The organism is Bradyrhizobium sp. NAS80.1, from assembly GCF_001908205.1.
Lineage (GTDB): Bacteria > Pseudomonadota > Alphaproteobacteria > Rhizobiales > Xanthobacteraceae > Bradyrhizobium.
The window spans coordinates 29,926-52,041 of record NZ_LGHL01000043.1 but is presented as its reverse complement, the minus strand read 5'-3'; the positions used below and the strand labels follow the sequence as shown (position 1 = coordinate 52,041).

The 22,116-nt window shown below is 60.0% G+C and carries 20 protein-coding genes; 11 read left to right on the top strand and 9 right to left on the bottom strand.

The genetic code is table 11. The features are described 5' to 3' along the window. Positions 1-85 precede the first annotated feature (85 nt). From AC629_RS47640 to AC629_RS10745, 10 genes are all read left to right on the top strand, one after another. Complete coding sequence (locus AC629_RS47640) at positions 86-286, top strand: hypothetical protein (RefSeq protein WP_210419016.1); 201 nt, start codon at positions 86-88, stop codon at positions 284-286. Between the two features lie 742 nt (positions 287-1,028). Further along, on the top strand, positions 1,029-1,988 hold the full coding sequence (locus AC629_RS45160; protein ID WP_143199048.1) for a DUF6963 family protein: 960 nt from the start codon (positions 1,029-1,031) through the stop codon (positions 1,986-1,988). Then, the gene (locus tag AC629_RS10780) at positions 1,988-2,650 is read left to right on the top strand and encodes a TetR/AcrR family transcriptional regulator (protein ID WP_084804755.1); all 663 of its coding nucleotides are present in this window, start codon (positions 1,988-1,990) and stop codon (positions 2,648-2,650) included. The genes AC629_RS45160 and AC629_RS10780 overlap by 1 nt, the downstream gene beginning before the upstream one ends. Next, positions 2,647-4,314, top strand: a complete 1,668-nt coding sequence (locus tag AC629_RS10775; RefSeq protein WP_084804754.1) for a thiamine pyrophosphate-dependent enzyme — start codon at positions 2,647-2,649, stop codon at positions 4,312-4,314. The genes AC629_RS10780 and AC629_RS10775 overlap by 4 nt, the downstream gene beginning before the upstream one ends. Before the next feature lie 15 nt (positions 4,315-4,329). Beyond that, entirely contained in the window at positions 4,330-5,571 is a 1,242-nt protein-coding gene (locus AC629_RS10770; protein WP_084804753.1) for a D-amino acid dehydrogenase, read from the top strand. A gap of 48 nt (positions 5,572-5,619) precedes the next feature. Beyond that, the gene (locus tag AC629_RS10765) at positions 5,620-7,236 is read left to right on the top strand and encodes an ABC transporter substrate-binding protein (RefSeq protein ID WP_143199047.1); all 1,617 of its coding nucleotides are present in this window, start codon (positions 5,620-5,622) and stop codon (positions 7,234-7,236) included. 7 nt (positions 7,237-7,243) lie between these two features. Then, positions 7,244-8,185, top strand: coding sequence for an ABC transporter permease (locus AC629_RS10760; protein WP_084804752.1), 942 nt, complete (start codon positions 7,244-7,246; stop codon positions 8,183-8,185). Between the two features lie 8 nt (positions 8,186-8,193). Continuing rightward, on the top strand, positions 8,194-9,102 hold the full coding sequence (locus tag AC629_RS10755; RefSeq protein WP_084804751.1) for an ABC transporter permease: 909 nt from the start codon (positions 8,194-8,196) through the stop codon (positions 9,100-9,102). Continuing rightward, positions 9,099-10,751, top strand: coding sequence for an ABC transporter ATP-binding protein (locus AC629_RS10750; protein ID WP_084804750.1), 1,653 nt, complete (start codon positions 9,099-9,101; stop codon positions 10,749-10,751). Before AC629_RS10755 ends, AC629_RS10750 begins: the two co-directional genes overlap by 4 nt. Positions 10,752-10,762: 11 nt before the next feature. Next, the gene (locus AC629_RS10745; RefSeq protein WP_084804749.1) at positions 10,763-12,217 is read left to right on the top strand and encodes an N-acyl-D-amino-acid deacylase family protein; all 1,455 of its coding nucleotides are present in this window, start codon (positions 10,763-10,765) and stop codon (positions 12,215-12,217) included. A gap of 231 nt (positions 12,218-12,448) precedes the next feature. Here the strand turns inward: AC629_RS10745 and AC629_RS10740 are convergent, their stop codons facing one another. Next, positions 12,449-12,985 carry an ATP-binding protein gene (locus AC629_RS10740; protein ID WP_084804748.1) on the bottom strand — a complete coding sequence of 179 codons (537 nt, stop codon included), beginning with the start codon at positions 12,983-12,985 and terminating at the stop codon, positions 12,449-12,451. A 67-nt stretch (positions 12,986-13,052) separates the two neighbouring features. Next, on the bottom strand, positions 13,053-13,706 hold the full coding sequence (locus tag AC629_RS10735; RefSeq protein WP_084804747.1) for a class I SAM-dependent methyltransferase: 654 nt from the start codon (positions 13,704-13,706) through the stop codon (positions 13,053-13,055). A gap of 156 nt (positions 13,707-13,862) precedes the next feature. On the opposite strand from AC629_RS10735, the gene AC629_RS10730 reads away from it, so the two are divergent. After that, positions 13,863-14,060, top strand: a complete 198-nt coding sequence (locus AC629_RS10730) for a hypothetical protein (RefSeq protein ID WP_084804746.1) — start codon at positions 13,863-13,865, stop codon at positions 14,058-14,060. Between the two features lie 292 nt (positions 14,061-14,352). On the opposite strand, the gene AC629_RS10725 is transcribed toward AC629_RS10730, so the two are convergent. The 7 genes from AC629_RS10725 to AC629_RS10700 form a co-directional block, all read right to left on the bottom strand. Next, positions 14,353-15,384 carry an ABC transporter substrate-binding protein gene (locus tag AC629_RS10725; protein ID WP_084804745.1) on the bottom strand — a complete coding sequence of 344 codons (1,032 nt, stop codon included), beginning with the start codon at positions 15,382-15,384 and terminating at the stop codon, positions 14,353-14,355. A 1,299-nt stretch (positions 15,385-16,683) separates the two neighbouring features. Continuing rightward, positions 16,684-17,928 (bottom strand): complex I NDUFA9 subunit family protein, encoded by a 1,245-nt coding sequence (locus tag AC629_RS10720; protein ID WP_245331794.1) that lies wholly within the window; start codon positions 17,926-17,928, stop codon positions 16,684-16,686. A gap of 321 nt (positions 17,929-18,249) precedes the next feature. After that, positions 18,250-19,158 (bottom strand): aldo/keto reductase, encoded by a 909-nt coding sequence (locus tag AC629_RS10715; RefSeq protein ID WP_084804744.1) that lies wholly within the window; start codon positions 19,156-19,158, stop codon positions 18,250-18,252. After that, positions 19,143-19,322: a hypothetical protein gene (locus AC629_RS45155; RefSeq protein ID WP_143199046.1), complete on the bottom strand. Its 180-nt coding sequence runs from the start codon at positions 19,320-19,322 to the stop codon at positions 19,143-19,145. Before AC629_RS45155 ends, AC629_RS10715 begins: the two co-directional genes overlap by 16 nt. 32 nt (positions 19,323-19,354) lie before the next feature. Continuing rightward, the gene (locus tag AC629_RS10710; protein ID WP_084804743.1) at positions 19,355-19,678 is read right to left on the bottom strand and encodes a hypothetical protein; all 324 of its coding nucleotides are present in this window, start codon (positions 19,676-19,678) and stop codon (positions 19,355-19,357) included. Beyond that, positions 19,656-20,330, bottom strand: coding sequence for an MFS transporter (locus tag AC629_RS10705; RefSeq protein ID WP_084804742.1), 675 nt, complete (start codon positions 20,328-20,330; stop codon positions 19,656-19,658). Before AC629_RS10705 ends, AC629_RS10710 begins: the two co-directional genes overlap by 23 nt. Positions 20,331-20,451: 121 nt before the next feature. Next, positions 20,452-21,201 carry an NADPH-dependent F420 reductase gene (locus tag AC629_RS10700; protein ID WP_084804741.1) on the bottom strand — a complete coding sequence of 250 codons (750 nt, stop codon included), beginning with the start codon at positions 21,199-21,201 and terminating at the stop codon, positions 20,452-20,454. Positions 21,202-22,116: the final 915 nt, after the last annotated feature.

Here is a 22,116-nt window from a genome sequence, read left to right as displayed (position 1 = left end):
GTGAACCTCGAGTCGCCGCCGCAGCATGGTGAGCCGAAACAAGATAGCGGGACTACAGCGAATTTCCATACCCGCAGATCGCACCGTGACCATTGCAGCCACCGATCATTTGCGCGCCGAGTTCAACGCCAATGCTTGGTCGGGGCGCGTGGAAGGCGGCTATCGCTTCGTCGCGCCGTGGGGTGGCACCGCTCTTACCCTCATGCTGCTGCGTAGTTCACGACGTTCGATCTTACCGTTGTTAGCGGAACAGGAGAGAGTAAATCGCGATTTCCGAAAGAACTGACTTGGGGGTTGAACACACGATATCGGCCTGAAAACGGAAATGACCCGGTTTGCCCGGTCGGGCATGCGCAACGAAAATTCCAAAACAGCTCCTCTGGCCCAAGCAGGACTTGCAAAATCGGCAGCTATTGACGCAAGGCGGGCCTGAGGCGTGAGTCATAGAGCCCGAACTATTTCGAGAACTGCAACTGCGGTTTGGTCAAATCACACCAAATCCCTTCTTGCCATTGCGCAAATCCAATCTGCGTAGCTATCATTCCAGCAGTCCCGCCCGCCGCAGACCCTCTTCATATCTCGCGACATCGACGGGCCGCCGGTATAGCCCAAGTAGGTCCTTGAGGCGGGAGACACGCAGCGCTGGATTGAGCTCTCGCAACCGTGCAACGGCTGTCCGTGCCGGCTCCAGGCACCCCCGCGAGGGCCTTGCTTGCGGCGATGATGCGTAATCCGGGTTGAAGATCCGGCGCGTCCCGCAGCGCCATTGCCAACTACGAGAGCCAGCGCTGACCCGCTCGCGGCGAGCGCGATCGCGTCGTCCCTGCCAAACTTCACCGCCTTCTGAGCCAGTCTTGCGGTTTCGGTGATCTCCTTCGCTGGGTCGCTTATCCAGCCATTCGACTTGCGCCAGAGGTAGCAGCCGGCAGCCATGCCATAAGCCGACGCGAAATGCGCTTGACGAGGCGTGGGCGATATGCATTTTAAATGTGAACACTGTGTCACATTTCGTGTAAGAACAACACAGCGTGGAAAACAAAGATAGAGAGCGGGACGCCTTGACCATCGGGATTGGCTGTTACGGCGCAAATGCTGTCGCAGCGGTTATGTCGGCTGTTATGGGAGCGGAACTGGCCGGGCGGGGTTCTATCGGCGGTTTCGCGGTGCTGGCTGTCCTCGATGAAGACGATGCGTTCCAGCACACAAGCGTGCAGCGTGGGGGTGTATCGGGTCTGAAAATCCTCGATGCGTGGCAATCGGCAAAAACGGCTGCAATCATTTCCAGTGGGCCTGATCGTCCTGAGCCGCTGGTTCAGTTTTTGCCAGGGCAGTCGGGGGTTGGTCTCGTTGCCGGCCATCGCCTGCCAAACTCCCTCAATGAGGGTGGCGTTCCAGTAAACAGGGCCGTTCTGCAGTTGCTGGAGCGAGGCCAAGCGCCGCAGGATGCCATCGACCACGTGCTGAACGCCGAGCCGGAAATGGATGCGGGGCTGATCGCGTTGTCTGCGCAAGGGGTGATTGGCTGGGCCAATACCAGGCGCGTCGCGCGCCGGCCTGATATCGGCGTGGCCACGAAAATCGAAGCGGATCGCGGCTTTGCTCTTTTGCTCAATTCCATCTTTTCCAATCATGCGAGCTGCGCGGAGCTGGCGCGGTGTCTTGGCGATCTTGCCTGGGGCGCGCTGAATGGCACTCAGGAAGCGCACGGCTTCCTGCGACTTGATGAGCCTGTCGCCTTGCGTCCTGCTGAACAGGATCGTGTGCATATCGATGTCCGCGGCAGCATCGTCGCTCTCGAAACCGCAAACAGAGCGCTGCTCTCAGGCCAGCACGCTTTTCGTTCGGTCGTGTATGGCGCGCCGCAAGTGCTGTGTGATGGCAAGCCCATCGGCCACGCGGCAACGGAGCTCTATGCACGGATTGATGAAGGTGTGGCCTATCCGTCCGAACGACTGGTGGAGCGAACCATGATCGTCAGGAGGGGCTGATGTCGCGGCGCGAACGCACCGAGCGCGCCATTTTGCAGGCGCTCGAGGACCAGCTTTGCGAGACGGGCATGGCCGGCGTGGGCATCAACGTCGTGGCCAAGCGCGCCGGGGTCAGCCGGGAGCTGATCTATCGCTATTTCGACGGTATGACCGGTTTGATGCTGACCTGGATGCAGGAGCAGGATTTTTGGACCAAGCGCTCCAACGTAGTGAAGAAGAGTGAGACCAGTCAGAGATCACCCGCCGATCTGATCCTCGCCATGCTGCGCGAGCAGATCGACGTTCTGGCTAACAACCCGGCCTTGTGCGAAGTGCGCCGCTGGGAATTGATCGAGCGTAACGATGTCAGCGCCAAGTTGGCCGGGAGACGCGAAGCTGCCGCGCGTTCCTTTATCAACCGGGTGGATGGCCTGACGAGTGAAGCGGACATTCCTGCGGTGGTCAGCATCATGCTCGCCGGTATTCTCTATCTCATGCTGCGTTCCAAGACGGAGGAGTTCTTTCTCGGCGTCCCGTTGCGCACGGATGAAGGCTGGGACCGCTTGTGGAAAGCCGTGAACTATCTCGTCGACGCGCTTCCCGAAAACTTGAAAACCCAATCCCTCCACACATTGGAAAGCCGCCGCGACCAGCTGGGCTCGAATAAGGGAAACAAGGAATGATGCGGTCTGCCAACCTGCTTGTGGACGCGCTGAAGGCGCATGGCGTCGACCGGATCTTCTGCGTTCCCGGCGAGAGCTATTTGAGCGTCCTCGACGCTTTGATGGATGAGACGGCCGTCGACGTTGTCACCACGCGTCATGAAAGCGGTGCTGGCTTCATGGCGCTGGCTGATGCGCGCCTGACCGGACGTCCCGGCGTGGCTTTCGTCAGTCGGGGGCCGGGTGCGATGAATGCGGCGATAGCCATTCATTCGGCGCAACAGGACGCCGTTCCGTTCGTGCTGTTTGTCGGCCAGGTGGAGCGTCACCACAGGCATATGAACGCCTTTCAGGAAGTCGACTACAATCTCGTTTTCAGCTCGATGGCCAAATGGGTCGTCGAGGTCAGTGACGCCAACCGGCTGCCGGATATGGTCGCGACCGCCTTCCATGCCGCGTTGAGCGGAACGCCAGGGCCGGTCGTCGTCGTCCTGCCGGAAGACATGCTGGAAGACGAGGTGACGCCAGGACCCATTCCCGTCTACTCCGTCGCCCGATCTGCATCCGCCGTGCAGGATGTCGAGGCGGTCGCGAACATGATCGCGTCCGCCAGGCGTCCGCTCCTGATCGCCGGCGGTCTGCTGAAATCGCCGCAGGGGCAGCAGGCGTTGCGCGCAACTGCCGAAGCGTTCTCGCTTCCAGTCGCCATGTCGGTGCGCCACGCCGATCTGCTGGACAATGACCACCCGCTCTATGCGGGGCATCTCGCCTATGGCGCGCCGGCAGAGTTGGCGGCTGCTGTCGCCAAAGCCGACCTGGTGATCGGAATCGGCGCCCGGCTGGGCGATGTTACAAGCCAGGGCTATTCATTCCCGGCAGCGCCCAAGCCGGCGCAGCCGGTGGTGCAGGTTTGGCCCGATGCGATGGCGGTCGGCAGTGTGCGCAGCGTCGAGCGCGGCATCTCAGCCGATCCGGTGCTCTTCCTTGAGCAGATGCGAGCTCGTGCGCCTGCCGAGGCTGCAAGGGACCATCGGGTGTGGAGCGCCGAACTGCATGCAATCGCCGATGGCTTGCGCGGGTGGAATGGTCCCGCGGAAGCCGAGGACGGCGTGATCTTCGGCGCCTTTGTCAAGGTGATGGATCGCGCGCTGGGCAGGGAAGCCATCGTCACCCTCGATGCCGGGAATTTTGGCGGCTGGGTGCAACGTCTCATGCGCTTCGGCGGTGGTCGCATGATGCTAGCCCCATCTTCCGGAGCCATGGGCTTCGGTGTTCCGGGCGCGATCGCCGCAAGTCTGCGTCAGCGGGACAAGCGTGTTGTCTGCTTTGTCGGCGACGGCGGCTTCCTGATGACTGGCAACGAGCTTGCAACCGCCATTCAATATGGCGCCAAGCCAATCGTCGTCATTTCCGACAATGGCTCATACGGCACCATCCGCATGCATCAGGAAAAGAACTTTCCCGGGCGCGTCGGCATGACCGCACTGGTCAATCCCGATTTTGCCGCGCTGGCGACAACCTACGGTGCGCTCGGCCTGAGGGTGGATGAGCCGAAGGACATCGAGCCGGTGGTGCAAGAGGCGCTCGGGGCAGATCGCGCAAGCATCATCTGTGTGCGCACCAGTCTCGAGCACATCTCGGTTGCCGCAACCATCGAAACCCTGCGCCAGCGCAGTGCAGCCTGACGGTAAGCGATCAAAATGCATGCTCTCGTCATAGGTGCTGGCATTATCGGCATGACGACCGCCTATTATCTGCGGCGCGAAGGCCATGACGTGACCGTTGTCGAGGCGGGCGAGGGCGTCGGCCTCGAAACCAGCAAGGCAAACGGGGCGCAGCTCAGCTACAATTTCGTCGCGCCGCTGGCCGATCCCGCGGTTCTGCCGAAGTTGCCGCTCTGGTTGACCGACAAGGATGCGCCCTTGCATTTCCAACTGCGCGCTGATCCGGCGCAATGGCGCTGGGGGCTTTCCTTCCTGCGCTTGTGCCGGTCCGGAGCGGCACGCCAGGGCACCATCGACCTGCTGGAGCTCGGGTTGCACAGTCGGGCGAAATTGCATGAATTGATGCAGCGAGAAGCAATCGATTGCGACTTCGCCTCCACCGGCAAACTGCTCGTTTATGGTGACGCGGCCGGTCTGGCCAGCGCGCAGCGGCAGATGGAATTTCAGAAGACGCTTGGCAGCGACTATCTGGTGCTTGACCGTCAAGGCTGCATCGACAAGGAGTCGTCGCTTGCTAGTCAGGCGGAAAAGATTGTCGGTGGCATCTTCATGCCGGATGAGGATTCGGCCGACTGCTTCAAGCTGTGCAGGCAGCTGCATCGCAGACTTGCCGGAGATGTTCGGTTTCTCTTCGGCACCAGGGTATCGCGCCTGCGGCGCCGGGGGCGGCGCATCGTCGTGGCGGAGACCTCTGCCGGCCCGCTGGAAGCGGATGCCTATGTGATCGCCAACGGCCTTGGCGCGCAGCAGCTTGCGCGGCAAGCGGGCTTCAATCCGCACATTCACGCTCTGAAAGGTTACAGTCTCACGTATGACCTGACGGAAGTCAGCGTCGCTCCAATGTGCAGCGTCAGCGACATTGCCACGAAGGTGGTTTACGCGCGGCTCGGCAATCGCCTGCGTGTGGCAGGCATGGTCGATGTCGGCGACAATGCCGCCGAGATCCGGTCACGGCGCGTCGATCTTCTGCGTCGGCAGGCGGAAGCCCTTTTCCCGCAGCTCGCGCCCGCTGGTGAGCCACAGGTCTGGGCAGGTTTGCGCCCCGCGCGGCCAAGCAGCACGCCGGTGATCGGCGCCACGCCCTGCGACAATCTCTGGATCAATGCCGGACATGGCAGCCTGGGCTTCACGCTGGCGGCAGGCAGTGCTGCGTTGCTGAGCGACCGCATGGCCGGGCGACCACCCTCGATTCCGCGGCACAAATTCATCGTGCACTAGCCGGAAACCACACTGTCACGCTGGCAAAATCAAGAGGGAGAATCTCCAATGGCGATCTTCAACAAGGGCACCTTCGGGAAGGCCTCGCTTCTCAAACATGCGCGGCTGGCACTCTTGGCCGCTGCGGCCATGGCTCCGATGGCGGGAATGACGCCAGCCAACGCCGCCACCATCAAGGCGGTCATGCAGTCGGGCTTGCGTGTGATGGACCCGATCATGACCACGGCGTTCCTGACCCGCGATCATGGCTATATGATCTACGACACGCTGCTTGGCATGGACGAGACCTTCAAGATTCGCCCGCAGATGGCCGACTGGACCGTTTCCGATGATGGCAAAACCTACAAGTTCACGCTGCGTGATGGATTGAAGTGGCATGACGGCACGGTGGTGTCGGCGCAGGATTGCATTGCTTCCATCAAGCGTTGGGCCGAAGTGGATACGACCGGCATCGCGCTCATCAAGATGGTCGATGATATCAAGGCGATTGACGACAAGACCTTCGAGGTCGTCCTGAGCCAGCCGACGACGTTGCTCTTGTCTGGCCTGGCCAAGCTGAGCTCGCGCCCAGCTTTCATGATGCCCAAGCGCATCGCCGACACGCCGGCCAACAAGCCGATTACGGAATATATCGGTTCTGGACCGTTCAAGTTCGTGCAGTCGGAATTTCAGCCGGGGCTTCGCGTCGTCTACGAGAAGAATGTGGATTACGTTCCGCGCAACGAACCGGCTAGCTGGACCGCGGGCGGCAAGGTCGTCAATGTCGATCGGGTCGAATGGGTGACGATGCCCGACCAGATGACTGCGGTGAACGCGCTGCAAAGCGGCGAAATCGACTTCATTCAGGAAGTGCCGTTCGATCTGCTGCCATTGCTAAAGAATTCGCCGAAGGTCCAGGTCAAGGTGCTCGACAAGCTCGGCGCCTGGACCTACTTCCGCATGAACCACCTCTATCCCCCGTTCGACAACAAGCTGGTGCGGCAGGCTGCGATTGCCGCCGTGGGACAGGGAGATGTCCTGAAGGCTTTGGTCGGCAATCCGGAATATTACAACACCTGCGCGGCAGTCATGGGTTGCGGCAATCCCAACGGCAACACCTATGGCGAGGAATGGGTGGTTCCTTCGGATATCCAAAGAGCCAAGATGCTGTTGAAGGAAGCCAAGTATGACGGCACGCCGGTGGTGCTCCTGCAGCCGACCGATATCGCCATGCTTGCCGCCCAACCGATCGTTATCGCCGCGGCCCTTCGCAAGGCGGGCTTCAACGTCCAGATGAAGACGATGGACTGGCAGACGGTCGTGACCCAGCAGAGCAACCAGAAGCCGCCTGCCGAGGGTGGTTGGAACCTCTTCTCCACCTATGCGATCCTTGCGACGAGCGGCGACCCGTTCGGCAATACGACCCTGTCGGCGGCTGGACGTAAATCATGGGCCGGTTGGCCTGACGTACCGGAAATCGAAAAGCTGCGTCTCGACTATGCCAAGGCGGCCACGCCGGAAGAGCAGAAGGAGATTGCCGCCAAGATCCAGAAACTGGCGATCGATGAAGGGGTCGTCGGCCCGCTCGGCCAGTTTCGCATTCCTTCCGCCTATTCGAGCAGCGTGACCGGGTTCCTCGAATCTCCAGTGAGAGTGTTCTGGAACGTGCGCAAGGATCGCGAGTGAGCGGCTTATGATCTCCTACATCCTCAAGCGGGTGATCGCCACGCTGCCGGTGATGCTGATGGTGGCCATCGTGGTCTTCGCCATCCTGCGTCTGACACCGGGCGATCCCGCCGCCATTCTGGCGGGCGACGATGCGTCCGGCGAGCAACTCGAGCGCATCCGCCAGATGATGGGGCTAGACCAACCCATCCTCACCCAGCTCTATGTCTGGGTGAGGCAACTGCTGACCGGGGATCTGGGGGTGTCGCTCCTGTCCAACACTCCAGTGATTCAGATGATCGGCGCGCGTGTGGGGCCTACCCTCTCGCTGGCACTTTCCACCATCATCTTCACGGTCCTCGTGGCGGTGCCGATGGGGGTGATCGCGGCTCGTCGTCCCGGTGGCTGGCTGGACCGCACAGTGATGACCTTTTCCGTCCTCGGCTTTTCCATTCCGACTTTCGTTGTCGGATACCTGTTGATCTACTGGTTGGCGCTGAAGCTCGGCTGGTTTCCGGTGCAAGGCTACGCCCCATTGGCCAAGGGTGTCTGGCCCTATGCACAGCGTCTTATTCTGCCGACGCTAGCACTGAGCGGGATCTATATCGCGCTGGTGGCGCGCATGACGCGAAGCAGCGTGATGGACGTGATGGGCGAGGATTTCATCCGCACCGCGCGCGCGAAGGGTGCAACCGAATGGTCGGTTCTGTTGCGCCATGCCTTGCGCAATGCGGCGGTGCCGATCGTCACGGTGATCGGTATCGGCATTGCATCTCTCATCACCGGGGTGGTGGTGACGGAATCTGTCTTCAACCTTCCAGGGCTCGGTCGTCTCGTGGTTGAGGCGGTGCTCGCGCGCGACTATCCCGTCATACAGGGGCTGATCCTGCTCTTCTCCTTCACCTACATCCTCATCAATCTCCTGGTCGATGTTCTCTATACCGCTTTCGACCCCCGTATCCGCTATTGAGGGGCACCATGTCGACATCGCCTGCAGACAGGAACATTCTCTCAACCCCATCGTCGGACGAGCCGCGATCGGCGAAACCCTCTTTCGCGCGTCGGCTTCTGCGCTCGGCGCGCAGCCTTCCCGTTCTGGTGGCCTTCGTGGTGCTGGCGCTGGTCGTCTTTCTGGCAATCTTTGCGCCATGGCTGGGGACAACCGATCCGATCGCTATCGATCCCGGTTCCCGCTTCGCATCCAGTTCGGCTGTGCACTGGTTTGGCTCGGATGCTTTCGGCCGTGACGTCTATTCGCGTCTGCTGCATGGCGCGCGGGTTTCGCTGATCGTCGGTCTCGGCGCCACGTTTGCCAGCGTGCTGCTTGGGCTGGTGATTGGCGTTTTTGCCGGTTATTTCCCGCGCGTCGATGCCGTCGTGATGCGGGTGATGGATGGTGTCATGGCCATTCCGAGCATCCTTCTGGCCATTGCGCTCGTCTCCCTGACGGGTGCGACGCTTGTCACAGTTCTGGTCGCCATAATCGTTCCGGAAATTCCGCGCGTCGTGCGGTTGGTGCGCAGCGTCATTCTCAATGTGCGCTCCGAAGCCTATGTCGAGGCCGCTATCTTGCTCGGCACGCCCATGTGGCGGATGCTAACTCGGCATATGGTGCCCAACACGGTTGCGCCGCTGATCGTGCAGGGCACGTTCATCTTCGCCTCGGCCATCCTGACGGAAGCCACGCTCAGCTTCCTCGGCGCAGGGCTGCCGAGCGAGATCCCATCATGGGGCAACATGATGGCCGATGGGCGCACCTATTTTCAGCTCTATCCCGGCCTCGTCCTTTACCCCGGTATCGTGCTCGCGCTGACGCTTCTGAGCTCCAACATCATCGGCGATGTGCTCCGCGATCTGCTTGACCCCAAAATGGCGAAACGAACATGAGCAACTTGCACAAAGCGGAAGCGCATGGGGTATCGCCCGTTCTGGAGGTGCGCGATCTTTCGGTCAGCCTGGTCGGCGACAATTCCATCGGCGTCGTCCGCTGCGTCAGCTTCGCCGTCCGTCCCGGCGAAACCGTCTGCGTGGTGGGCGAATCCGGCTCGGGCAAGTCGGTTACATCCTTCGCCGTCATGGGCTTGCTGTCACCCAACGAGCTTGCCTGCAGCGGTGGTGAAATCCTGCTGGAAGGCGAGAACGTGCTGCAGGCTGGGCCGGAGCGGCTGCGGGCGCTGCGAGCCAGCACCATGGCCATGATCTTCCAGGAGCCGATGAGCGCGCTGAACCCGGTGGAAACCGTCGGCAAGCAGATCGAGGAAGTGCTGAGCATCCACAAGAACCAGAGCAAGCGCGAGCGCCGTGAGCGCGTTCTCGCCATGCTGGAAGCCGTGCACCTTCCCGACCCGAAACGGATCTACAATTCCTATCCGCATCAGCTTTCCGGCGGCCAGCGCCAGCGTGTGGTCATCTGCATTGCGCTTATCCTGGAGCCGAAATTGCTGATCGCCGATGAGCCGACTACGGCGCTCGATGTGACCACGCAAAAGCAGATCCTGCTTCTGATCCGGGAACTGCAGGAAAAGCACAATACCGCGGTCCTATTCATCACTCACGATTTCGGCGTCGTCGCCGATATTGCCGACCGGGTGGTGGTGATGAACCGCGGCGAAGTGGTGGAGGTTGGCTCCCGCGAGCAGATATTGTCTGCTCCCCGGGAGCGCTATACGCGCATGTTGATTTCCTCCGTGCCGAGCCTGCAGCCGGAACCGCGCGAGCCAAACGACAATGAGATCGTGCTGGCGGTATCGGGCCTCAGCAAGACCTATGATCAGCGCCGCTTCTGGAAGAAGGAGCATGTCGTTCATGCCGCGGCCGATATCGATCTGACCTTGCGCAAGGGCGAGATACTCGCCGTGGTGGGGGAGTCCGGTTCGGGCAAATCGACGGTGGCGCGCTGCATCGTGCGCCTTCAGGATCCCAGCGCCCGCGAAATCACCATCTGCGGCGAGAACATGGCCACCGTTCGCGGCCAGGCTCTGCATCAGATGCGCAAGCGCGTGCAGATGGTGTTTCAGGATCCTTTCCGCTCGCTCAATCCACGTGTGAGTGTGGGCGAGTCCATCATCGAAGGATTGATCAATTTCGGCACGCCGCACAAGACTGCGTGCCAGCGTGCGCGGGACCTGATGCATCTCGTCGGCTTGCCTGCCGATGCGCTGGAGCGCTTCCCGCACCAGTTCTCCGGCGGGCAACGCCAGCGCATCTGCATTGCTCGCGCCCTGGCGCCGGAGCCGGATGTCCTGATTGCCGATGAAGCAGTGTCGGCGCTCGATGTTTCAGTGCAGGCGCAGGTGCTCGCCCTTCTCGATGATATCCGCATGAAGACCAGCGTCGGCGTGTTGTTCATCACGCATGACCTGCGTGTCGCAGCCCAAATCTGCGACACCATCATGGTGATGCGGCAGGGCCGCATGGTCGAGTTCGGCCCCGCCGCCGAAATCTTGACCGCTCCGCGACAGGCTTACACGCAAGCCCTGCTCGATGCCGCGCCCGGGCGGCATTGGGATTTCCAGAAGTTCGGTCCCATTCAGTAAGGACGCCCCTGATGCCATCCACATTTGATGTGATCATCCGCAACGCGACCATTGTCGACGGCACCGGTCGGCAGCGTTTCGGTGGCGACATTGCTATTGCGGGTGATCGCATCGACCTCGTCGGCGACCTTGGCGATGCGAAGGCAGCAAGCGAAATCGACGCCACCGGGCTGGTCGTCGCGCCGGGCTTCATCGACTCGCATACGCACGACGATCGTATGCTGCTTTCCGCCGGCGACATGACGCCGAAGGTCAGCCAGGGCGTTACCACCGTGGTGGCCGGCAATTGCGGCATTTCGCTCGCGCCAATGCCCAATGCGGTGAAGATGCCAGTCACGCCGCCTCTCGATCTTCTGGATGCCAGCGGCGAGTGGTATCGGTACAGGAGCTTTGCCGACTATCTGAAGGCATTGCGGCAAACACCGCCCGCCACCAATTGCGTGATGCTGGTCGGACACACGACATTGCGTGCCATTGCGATGGATGATCTTGGCCGGGAAGCGACGGATGCCGAGATCGCAGTCATGCGTGGGCATGTGGTGGAAGCGATGGAGGCCGGTGCCTTTGGCGTCTCCACCGGACTTGCCTATCGGCCTGCACAGGCGGCGACGACGCGCGAGGTTATCGAGGTCTGCCGCCCGCTCAAGGATTTCGACGGACTTTATTGCACCCATATGCGGGACGAAGCCGACCATTCGATGGAATCGCTCAATGAAACCTTCGAAATCGGGCGCGAGGTCGGCGCGCAGGTGCTGATTTCGCATCACAAGCTCGCGGGCGTCAAAAACCATGGCCGATCGGTAGAGACATTGTGTCATATCGAAAAGCAGATGCACGAGCAGCATGTTTGCCTCGACTGCTATCCTTACGCGGCATCGTCTACGATTCTGACCGCGCCGAACGCCGCCAATTCGCCCAAGACGATCGTCACCTGGTCGAAGGCAATGCCATCCTGCGCGGGCCGCGACCTTGCGGACATCATGGAAGAGCTGGGATGCGATCTGGAGGAAGCGGTCGCGCGCCTGCAGCCGGCCGGAGCAGTCTACTTCCGGATGGATGAAAGCGATGTGCAGCGCATCCTGAAGTTCGCGCCAACCATGATCGGCTCGGATGGCCTTCCGCATGACGAGCAGCCGCATCCGCGTCTCTGGGGCACGTTTCCGCGCGTGCTCGGCCATTACAGCCGCGATCTCGGGTTATTCTCCCTGGAGACCGCCGTTCACAAGATGACAGGTCTGACTGCTCGCGAGTTCGGCCTCAGGGATCGCGGTGTCATCAGGGCAGGGGCCTATGCCGATCTCACGCTGTTCGATGCCGACACGGTGATCGACCGTGCGACATTCGACAAACCGATCGCCCTGTCCGATGGCATCAAGACGGTCATGGTCAACGGTGCCATCGTATGGAACGGCCAGAGGTCAACCGGGGAGCGCCCAGGGCGCGTGCTCAAGCGCGAAAAGGCCTGAATAGGCCATCCTCAAATTATAGACGTTCGTGGCCGACTCGTCGCGGCGTTAGACGAAGTCCTCTGGCGGGCACTCAGGGCATGTGTCTCCGATCGAATCCAGGATCTCGGCGATTGCGTCCGCGGCGACCTCCGGAGAAACCCCGGCCGGCGGATCCTGACGCGCGACGTGGTCTTTCAGCCGGTCGCAAAGGTGGATCGCCTTGCGACAAGCAAAGTCATTCCTTCTATCTCATTCAGTCAGGCGGCAACTCCCGCTCCGCACAGCCTCGATAACCACGGAAAGAGTTTCCTCCCGAGTATGCGTATCTATCGGCAGGGCATGCCGCTCAAGTTGACCTAGCGATGAGAGTTGCTTGTGGAGTTCCGTGATTGGACCGGGATCAGTCAACGTGTCCCCGCCGCGCTCTTGGCAGCGGCGGATGGCCACAGCGAGAGGTGGGCGGAGAACCACGTAGTGAACTGGTACAGAGATTTTCCTGAACGGAGCGAGGAACCACGGTCCGACAATGCCGTCCACGATGACAAAATAGCCGCCGCTGGCATAGCCTTCGGCGGCCTGCGCTAGCACATCGACAACAACGGTGTTCTGGTCATGAGCTTCCGGCAGATAGGGCTGGATCGCTCCATTCTTGATGAAATGCCAGAAGTCGTCGGAATGAAGATGGACCTTCGACGATCCGGGCTCTCTGGCGAGCGCCTGCGCCGTCGTGGTTTTTCCGGAACCGGGAGGCCCGGTCAGAATGAGTATTTCGCCTGTATGATTCATGCGCCTTCTACCTAGCATTGAGCAGGCCAATTGACAGTCTGCAGATCGCAGCCCGCCCGCCGTTCATTTACTCTTGTGGCTGTTCAAGATTGAGCTTTTGCATGCCGCATCGCCCTGGTCCGCGAGTGCTTTCCTGGAAACGATACCGCAGGAAGCGACCCAGCCGCCGCAATGTCGGAATCGCCAGCATGGCTTTGATGCTCATGCGGCCCGGGAAGGAAAAGCGATCTAGATAGGATCGATCATAGGCGGGCACTTCCGCGACGAACTTCAGTCGCGGCACCAGTCTTTCCACATCATGGGGATCGTCGATACTCCAGTGAAGCGTCGCGCCCGTCGCCTGTACCGAGGGCTGTCGCTGGACGAACCAGACGCCAAGCCGGCTGAAGGCATCGAACGCCATTTCGCCAGCGGGAAATCGCTCGACAATGGCGCTGAAAAGGCGCTGCACTTCGTCCTTCCGGAGATACATGACGAGCCCTTCGGCCACGACCAAGACCGGTCGATCCGCTGGCACCCGTTCGAGCCAGGCCGGGTCGACAACGGACGAGCTGACGAGTTCGCAGCCGAAGCGGGCCGGATAAAGGCGCTGCCGGAGAGCAATGACCTCCGGGTAATCAACGTCGAACCAGCGCACGCTCGGTGACGGATCGATACGGAAGACACGCGTATCAAGCCCGCATCCAAGATGAAGGACGCAGCCCTCGGGATGCGAGGCAATGAATGAGCAGGAACGCTAGGCGATGTCAATAGGGACATATGTACCTATGTACATGTACATATGTATCGAGCGGTCTATGGCCATTTGTAAAAACGCTCGTAGGATCAATCGGCTGGAGATTCGCAGCGCACTCGACGAGCCACGCCCGGAGAACGCATGTCTGACGGACGAAGAACCCCGAAGGAAAGCAAACCAGCAACCGGAGGAAAGCGTAACTTCTTCGCGTCAATGTCGGCAGAAGTGATTAAGGCACTCAAGCTGGCAGCTGTTGAGGACGACACCACCGCTTCCGAGATCCTGGAGCAAGCGGCGAGGGACTGGCTTGAGAAACGCAAGGCCAAAAGAAAGGGTTAAGCCGTCCCAATATGCGTTTAAACTTGTTTGCGCTTCAGCTCTGCCAGCTGTGTGCCCTAATAGGAAATTCGTGTCTGGTCAGAAAGTCAGCACAGCAGCAAATCCAGCCGCTTTCTAAGAGCCTCGGCCTCGCGACGCACATCCGGATGGAGGTGGACGTAAGGTGTTCAACTTTCTTGGTGCTGTATCCAACACAATTACCCTCGCAGCGAGGCGGAAATTCCTAGCTATCGCAGGTCCGATCCTCGCATAGACGTTTGAAACAGAGACCAGAATATAGCCCCGTTAGGCGCTAACCCAGGTTGTCCAAGAGTTCGGGGCTTCCTGTTGGCGCGAGAGTTGAACCGTCGAATTGCGTGAGCTGCAGGTGGTGAATCGCGCGATAGTCGGTCGGTGAGTTCGATACTTGGATCCCGTCAATGAACATTGGCGGAACTATGCCGCTGAGAGTGGTCGACTGCTTCAACAAATTGTCGCGAACCAGTTCATTTCCGCAGCGCTTAAGCACCTGTTCGATCATGTACGCATTGTTGTAACCGGGGAGCGCCGCCGCGTTGTTGAGGTCAAGATTTGGCATGTATTTGGTCGCGAAAGCTTTGAAGTCCTTCACCGCAGGATGATCAGCTTGGGTCGGATCAGCGGGATTGCGCTCCCAGATCGCCGTGATCACGCACTTGGAAGCCTCGATGCCGGCCGGAATGAATGTCGTTCCGATCGAGCCTGCATTGGAGGCCACAATGTGCATCGGGTGCCAATCCAGACCTGCAGCAGCGCGAATGCCTTGTGCGGCGAACTTGGACTGCGTGAATTGGATCAGCACGTCAGCTCCGGAAGCTTTGAAATCGACAATCTGTGCGTCGATAGTTGGATCGGAGAGCTCGTGGCTCAGCTCCTTGACGATCATGCTGGATGCCTTGTCGCCGAGGCCCTGCTTTAAGCCCTTCACATAGTCACGACCGAGGTCGTCATTCTCATATTGGACGGCAATTTTCAGCGAAGACCGCTCTAGTAAGATGTGCTTCGCGAACAACGCTCCCTGGGCAGCATAGATTGGGTAAAATGGGACGATCCAAGGAAAAGTCTTCGGATCGTTGAACCGTTCGGCGCCTGAAGTCAGGAAGAGATTAGGTACGCCCTTGGAATTCAGATACTTTTGAATGGCAACGTTGGTCGGTGTCCCGGGCGATCCGACGATGGCGAAGACCTCTTCGGACTCGACGAGCTTTCGCGTTTGCTCAAGCGCTTCGGGCGGACTCAATGCGTTGTCGAGGGAGATCAGGGTGACCTTGCGGCCGGCGGCGAGCTTGGGCTTGCGGCAAAGCATTTAGGCTTTTGATTGGACGGCCCCCTCAAAGCGAAGAGTAAATCGCGGCGAGTCGATGGCTGAATCAGCAGGTTTCTTGAATGGGTGATTCTACTCCGCAGCTCGAGGTACAGGCTTATCGTGAGGCGACCGTTCGGTAGATTTAGATTATAGAGCAAGAAACGGAGTGTTTACGCTGGCCAGAAGGACAGCGGAGACGTGAGTGAACAGCGTCCTACCGTTGCGGGAGCCTTCCAACCTGCCTCGTTCGACGAAGATCGCAAGCGCTAATGTTCGGCGCGGTGCCGTCCTTGATTGTCGGCCTATCGATGCTACGTTCGGGACGCAGTCGTCGCTCTCGCCCAGATCGCAACCTGAACAGAATCTCGGTATCGGTGGTTGCGCTTCCCCGCATCCACTTTTGTAACTTGCTCACCGTCCCAGTCTGACGCTGGGACGGTTATGTACGATCCTCGCCGAAGCAGAGCAGCAGCCGCCCAGGGTGTGCCGCTGTACCTCAGCCGCGTCGACTTCGCTGCAACCTGGCGCGGTGGCCGTAAGTTCTCCAGGACGACCTTGAGTTTCTCATCCTCGAAGCAACGGCGCGTAAGCGGGATAGCCTAAAGCATCATCCAGAAAAGTGTGCGGCTTCCACAAGGATCATGTTGCGGACCGCAACCCAATACGCGATGGCGATTCATCGTGAAATCATCGCGCCTTAGCGGATGAAGTGGCCTGATGGCCAAAACGACCCTCAAAAAAAATACCGACAAAGGTGTCTGAGCGCGGGCAATACCGGCGCGTTTGCGTGGGCTAGACCGCCGCTCGCCGAAGCGTGATTGCGCCACCCCTGCGCGAGGGAATGCCAACGCCTAACTGTCAGTTATGCCAATGGGCAGCACACACATGGGGTGCGCGCTAGTTGCAAGAGAACAGCATGACCGGCTTCAAAAGTTTGAGCGCGACGCTCGTTCTTTCCGCGCTCCTTGCGACACCTCGGCATGGCAGGCGGTCTCGGAGCCCGCCGCGGCCGCAGCCGCGGACCCGACCTTCTCCATCTATTCAAACGATGGCCGCGGATACTCGCGGGCGATGGCCTCCCAGCCACCGCTCGGCTACGCGTCGGGACCGCATAGATCGCTACGGCGGCATCGCGGAAATCGCACCGCCAGCGTCAGGCGTCACTGAACAGGACTTCGAATCGCCAACCCTCCTGATTGAGGGCCAGGCTCGCCTATCGCGTCATTTAGCTGCGCTGCAGAATTCGGTCGCTATTGGTGGTGGACTCTGGCGAGCCCTCCGCCCGGCAGATCTATGGGTTCACGGCCTTGCTTGCTTGAGCAATGCTTTGAGTTCTTCTTCGAGCGATCGCGGCGAAATTCCGAGTAGACCAAATCCCGGCCGGCTGCCCGAGGCCGTCGTGTCGATCTGCATAAGCTCAACCTGATTGCGCGTGAGCCGCGGGTGCGGCAGGATTTCAGCAAGGCCAGCGGCGGCATTCCAGAAAGCAAAGGGTATTCGCACGAGCATTGGCCGCAATCCAGCTGTGCGTGCAATGGTCCGCAACAGCTCCTCATATGAGTAAACGCGCGAGCCGGCCAGTTCGTAGACCGGATACGGTCTTTGCGTTTGCAGCAGGACTTTCGCGATTGCCGCAGCGACGTCGTCCACATGTACCGGCTGAAGCCTTGTCCTGCCGTCGCCGAACAGCGGATAAGCCGGCAAAGTCCGAAGCAATCCAAGAATTGTCGTGAGAAAGACGTCGTCCGGCGCGAACATCACCGCAGAGCGGATAACGACTGCGCCAGGAAACGTCGCTTGCACGGCCGCCTCGCCTTCGCCGCGGCTGCGAATATAGGGTGAAGACGATGCGGGGTCCGCGCCTATTCCTGAAAGGTGCACAAACCGTTTGATATTGGTGTGCCGCGCGACTCTTGCAATCCTAGCGGCCGCTTCGACGTGCACCGAATGAAATGTGTCGCCTCCATGTTCGGTGTAAAGACTGATCGCGTTGATAACGCCGTCGGCCCCCATAACGGCGGCCTCTACGGAGCGCTCGTCATGTGCATCAGCGATGACCTGTTCCACATTGTCGCCCTCGGCCCGCGCGGGATGCCTCGAGGCTATGCGCACCGTCACGGCGGAGTCGCTCAAATGGCGCACGATGCGACGACCAACAAACCCAGTCCCACCAAACACGGTCACGCGGTTCATTCCCGGGTCCATCCGGCCACCTTGTACGACATTCTGCGTTGATCCGCCGAGCGCCGCGCGCACGGTCTCAGCGGCCTCCACTGGCGACCTGCCTGTGTTGAGATGATGTGAGATGACTTCGATCAAGATTTGCACTGCAGGGCCGACGGCTTCCCACTCTTTCTTGGCTTGAGCGATCAGCGGCTGCGCTTCATTATACAGCGTTTCCGCCTGTTCGATGATTGGATGTGCCTGATTGAGAAGATCGATCAACGCTTTGGTTGCCGGCAATGACCGCTCAATCTGTTCAAGCTGCGCATCGCTGAGACCGGATACGTGACCAATGACTTCAAGGAGCAAGTGTTTCAGCATAGCTCACTCTTGCTGAGAGCGGCGCAACAACTCAGGGAAATCAAGCGAAAGTAGGGACGGGGGCCCAGGGGGGCGGTTGAGTCGACAGTGCCGGCCGGCCCGATGCCATTGCAGATTGTCAAAGCATGGATTTGGAGCATGCCGAGAGAAAGAGATTGCGCGTGGTTCCAGCATTTTAGGGTATTCCCATGGCTTGGCTCTCTCTGCTCATTTCTGCCTGAGCGAAATCGCCTGAGCGATCGGCCTCAAATTCGCGGAAGGCCACTAGTGCGGCACGCAAATCCCGAACGAATGCCGCCTCTCCGTGACCGTGCGATCGCATCAAAGCGCTTCCACGAACTCGACCATTCGACGACGTTGATCAGGATCGGGCAATGGGCCGCGCATCGGGCCGGCATTATCCGCCATGTGGCCCGGATCGCCGGTTCCCGGGATTACCGCGGTCACGCGCAGGTCGCCGAGCAAATATTTCAGGAAAAACTGTGCCCAGGAGTTCGCGAACACCCGTGCCCAGTCTGGCAATTCCTTGCCGTGGACTGCTCGGAATAGTCTGCCATTGCCGTAAGGCAACGCGGTCAGTACGCCAGCTCTGATTTCTGATGCCAGTGGCAGAATGGTTTTCTCAGCCGCGCGGTTATCGAGTGAATAGTCGATCTGGACGAAATCAGGTTTCTCCCGTTCCAGTACCGCCTCAACGGCTGGATAGTCGCTGTGGAATGTCGAGGTGATGCCGACATAGCGGCACACGCCCTGCTTTTTCCAGTCCTTGAAGCGTTGAAGAGATTGCTGCTTGCTTCTGACGTTGTGGAGCTGCAGCAGATCGATGCTTGCAGTTTTCAGTCGGGCTAATGATCGCTTGAGTTCCTGGGAGTCGGGCGACTCGAGCTTGGTGGCGATGAAGAGCTTTTGGCGCAAGCCGGCAGTTGCGGCAACCTCGCCAAGCACGCTTTCGGCATCGCCGTAGGTCGATGCGGTGTCGATCAGCCGTCCGCCGTTGTTGACCAGAGCCTGTACGACCGCATCCGCCTTGCTCCGCGTCGCTTCGTTATTTTCGTCGAAGACATAGGCGGTGCCAAGGCCAACAGCGGGAATGCGCTCGCCACTGCCCGGAATCGGACGGGTGAGAAGCGGCGTCTCGGTTTGGGCGACCGCTTTGGTCGATAGCAGAATGCCGCCGGCGAGTGCCGCAAAGTCGCGGCGAGTTATTCGCTGAGTCATCTGGATTGCCATTCCGGCTCTCCTTGATCATCTGTTTTTATCGCAAGACCCTCCTGCGTGCGCCCCAGCGCGGTTGAGAGAAAGAGCCAGCTCGCCGCGATCGGCAGCGCACACAGCGCGATCGTGCCAAGAGTCAACCCCAGCGCCTGCAGACTGTCGTAGACCCAGCCATACAACGCGTCCGAACCGCGTTAGATCACCACATCAATCAGGTTTTTGGCCTTATATTTTCCTCGCGCCCAGCCACGGTGAAGAACACCTGGCGCGCCGGATTAGCGATTGCGAAGTTCATCCAGCGTTGCGCGACCTGGAGTGTCACCACCACGGTCAGGCTCGGCGCCATCGCCAGCGCTGCGAAACCCACGACATAAACGGCGGGCAAAGCTGCAGCCGCGATTCCGGTGCCGAAGCGCTTGAGGAATGTGGCAGTGGGAAGAACCTGTGTCGCCAGGCTCAGCAGGCCCACCGCAAGATCAATACCTGCGAACAGTCGCGTTTGCGCTGCGGAGTTATGGAACGTCGCCGAAACCATGTTGGCCCTGCGCGAAATAGGCGATCGTCGCGCCGAACGAAAGCAGGCTGACCCAGCCCGCTACTCCCAGGAGATAGGGCGAGCGCATCAATTCGGACAATCCCGCGAACGCACTGCCGCCAATGCGCCGAGCTGAAGCATCGACTTCCGTGGGCGGCTTCGCCACCTGTTCAATTCGATGCACGCAGAGCACAGCCGATTCGAGGAAGACAGCAGCCACGATCAGCAGGTTGACCGGACCGAGCGGCCCCGACAGCCAGATTGTGATGAGGGGACCAAGAAGCGCGCCAGCCGTTCCTCCGGCGCCAATGAACCCGAACGGCCGCTTGCCCTGCTCTGGCGTAAACAGATCGGCCATGAACGACCAGAACACCGCGACCGCGAACAAATTGAAGACGCTGACCCAGACGAAAAACACGCGTGCCACGATCAATTTCTCGATGTCGAAAAACGGCAACAGCCAAAACAGAACCAGGTTGGCGACGAAGAAGTGGTAGATGATGGGAATAAATCGGACCCGCGGTAGCCTCGCGACCACGGCACCGTAGATCGGCTGAGCGACGAGCAGGCTGACAAACGTAGCCGTGAACAGCCAGGGCAGCTTTTTGGTGCCGCCTGCAATACCCGTCTGATCGCGCAGCGGACGCAGCACATAGTAGCCGGCAAGCAGGGTGAAGAAATACGCGAACGACCACAGCGCTGCCCCCCCCGTTCTTGCGCGGTACCGGGCACCGTGCGCTGCAACCAGCCCCCGAGAGCTGCCGCGGGAGCCATCATGGTGGCAGTGACAACTTCTGCCTGAGCTCCGCCGCGGTCACGTTCTGGCCGTATCCCGGTGCGCCGCGCTGGAAGCGGCTCGCATCGGCCAGTTTTCCGACCTCCACGGGATCAAAGCCAGCATCACGCACCAGTCGCGCCGCGACCTCGACTGCTTGATGATCATCTCCGGCAATCGGGACCGCAAGCCTCGGGGCAGGACGGTTCGCTTCGCGTTCGAAGATCGTGTAGGAGAGCGTGTTGAAGGCGCGCACCAGCCGCACGCCGGGCAGATACTTCTGCGAAGTAACTCCGATGCCATTGCGCTCGACCTCCTCGGCGATGGCGCCGTCGCGGCTGGCCACGGCATTATTGGCGTCGAGCACAATCTTCCCCGCCAACGATTTGCTATAGTCTCTGCCGATCTGCGGCACTGCGGCGTAAGGCACGGCGACGAAGACAACGTCACCAAACGCAATTGCCTGATCGACAGCGCCGGCCTGCGCAAGAGAGCCAAGACGTGCAACGAGGTCCTGCAATTCCTCCGGATGGCGCGATGAGAAGAAGGCGGCATGGCCGGCCTTGACCCAGAGGCCACCGATTGTGCCGCCGATGTGGCCTGCGCCGATAATTCCGATTTTTATCTTGGGAGCGGAGGTCGTCTGACCCGATGCGGTCACCGGCAGCAGGCCCCCTTGAACAATCAGCGTTCCTGCAGCGCCCAATAGAGCACGGCGAAGGAGATCAATCGGGACATGCTCAACCATGGGCATACCAGTAGTGGTATCAGGGTGAAAACTTGTCGCGCTCTCCGCTCATTCGCTGCATCACGTTTATCAATAACGCGTAGGGTGTCGTAAATGGCGGCTCGAAGTAAGGCTCGCTCAGAGTTGATCCCTGGTTCCAAAAGGCGACGCGCGGCTGACGTGGCACAAGAGTTCCCGGTAACAGTCAATCTAGACAAGCGGGTGCAATGGCCACCGCGAGAACGGCTACCGTTCTCTAGCGGTCAGGAGAACCATTGGGTGTCGGTGACGGAACAGCAATAGTCGGTACGTCATCTTTCACACTGCACTGTTCGACATAATGATCCTGGGTCATATCGCGCTTCATCATCGCCTCCCTATCGGCTCTCCATTCGTCTTCGCACTTCTCCTCTATAGTCCTCGCGCTTTGTCCATTTGTTTTGTGTAGCGCGGAATCGGCAGCAGGAGCGGTGGCGGTAGAGTTTGACGAGGCAGACACTACCGCACCTCCCGTGACATGTAGGATTGTTATCCCAACAAGTGCACCGCACACCAAGAAGAGATGCCTGTTCCTTTTTGGCAGCGCCAGCAGCCGCTCCATTCGTTAGCCCCCAAACCAACGGGACTCTTTGGCGCCTGTTCCTGCCCAGTGAGCCTCGATCAAGAATATGAGGCGGCCTGCCGGTCGGCTAAATCCAGCCGATGACTCGCGCCGCCTCCACGACGCTCGCGATGTCGGCCTTTGACCGATTCATTTGAACAAGTTCGACCTTGGACCAATTTTGAGCCGCTGGCGCGCTTCTTAGGACGCGAGGGACCACTGGACTCGAGCGGTTCCAACCAGCGCTTATGCATGCTCTCTGAGTGGGCATCCCCAGGCGACGCCAGAGATTGGTCCGCTTTTGCGCGAATTTGCTAAGGCAGCATCTTCGATTT

Bases quoted from the DNA above. Each gene is read 5' to 3' on its own strand.
- AC629_RS10750 (WP_084804750.1), top strand. From the start codon at position 9,099: ATGAGCAACTTGCACAAAGCGGAAGCGCATGGGGTATCGCCCGTTCTG.
- AC629_RS10780 (WP_084804755.1), top strand. From the start codon at position 1,988: ATGTCGCGGCGCGAACGCACCGAGCGCGCCATTTTGCAGGCGCTCGAG.
- AC629_RS10700 (WP_084804741.1), bottom strand. From the start codon at position 21,201: ATGGTTGAGCATGTCCCGATTGATCTCCTTCGCCGTGCTCTATTGGGC.
- AC629_RS10775 (WP_084804754.1), top strand. From the start codon at position 2,647: ATGATGCGGTCTGCCAACCTGCTTGTGGACGCGCTGAAGGCGCATGGC.
- AC629_RS10755 (WP_084804751.1), top strand. From the start codon at position 8,194: ATGTCGACATCGCCTGCAGACAGGAACATTCTCTCAACCCCATCGTCG.
- AC629_RS10725 (WP_084804745.1), bottom strand. From the start codon at position 15,384: ATGCTTTGCCGCAAGCCCAAGCTCGCCGCCGGCCGCAAGGTCACCCTG.
- AC629_RS10730 (WP_084804746.1), top strand. From the start codon at position 13,863: ATGTCTGACGGACGAAGAACCCCGAAGGAAAGCAAACCAGCAACCGGA.
- AC629_RS10710 (WP_084804743.1), bottom strand. From the start codon at position 19,678: ATGGTTTCGGCGACGTTCCATAACTCCGCAGCGCAAACGCGACTGTTC.
- AC629_RS10740 (WP_084804748.1), bottom strand. From the start codon at position 12,985: ATGAATCATACAGGCGAAATACTCATTCTGACCGGGCCTCCCGGTTCC.
- AC629_RS10720 (WP_245331794.1), bottom strand. From the start codon at position 17,928: ATGCTGAAACACTTGCTCCTTGAAGTCATTGGTCACGTATCCGGTCTC.
- AC629_RS10765 (WP_143199047.1), top strand. From the start codon at position 5,620: ATGGCGATCTTCAACAAGGGCACCTTCGGGAAGGCCTCGCTTCTCAAA.
- AC629_RS10715 (WP_084804744.1), bottom strand. From the start codon at position 19,158: ATGGCAATCCAGATGACTCAGCGAATAACTCGCCGCGACTTTGCGGCA.
- AC629_RS10760 (WP_084804752.1), top strand. From the start codon at position 7,244: ATGATCTCCTACATCCTCAAGCGGGTGATCGCCACGCTGCCGGTGATG.
- AC629_RS10745 (WP_084804749.1), top strand. From the start codon at position 10,763: ATGCCATCCACATTTGATGTGATCATCCGCAACGCGACCATTGTCGAC.
- AC629_RS10770 (WP_084804753.1), top strand. From the start codon at position 4,330: ATGCATGCTCTCGTCATAGGTGCTGGCATTATCGGCATGACGACCGCC.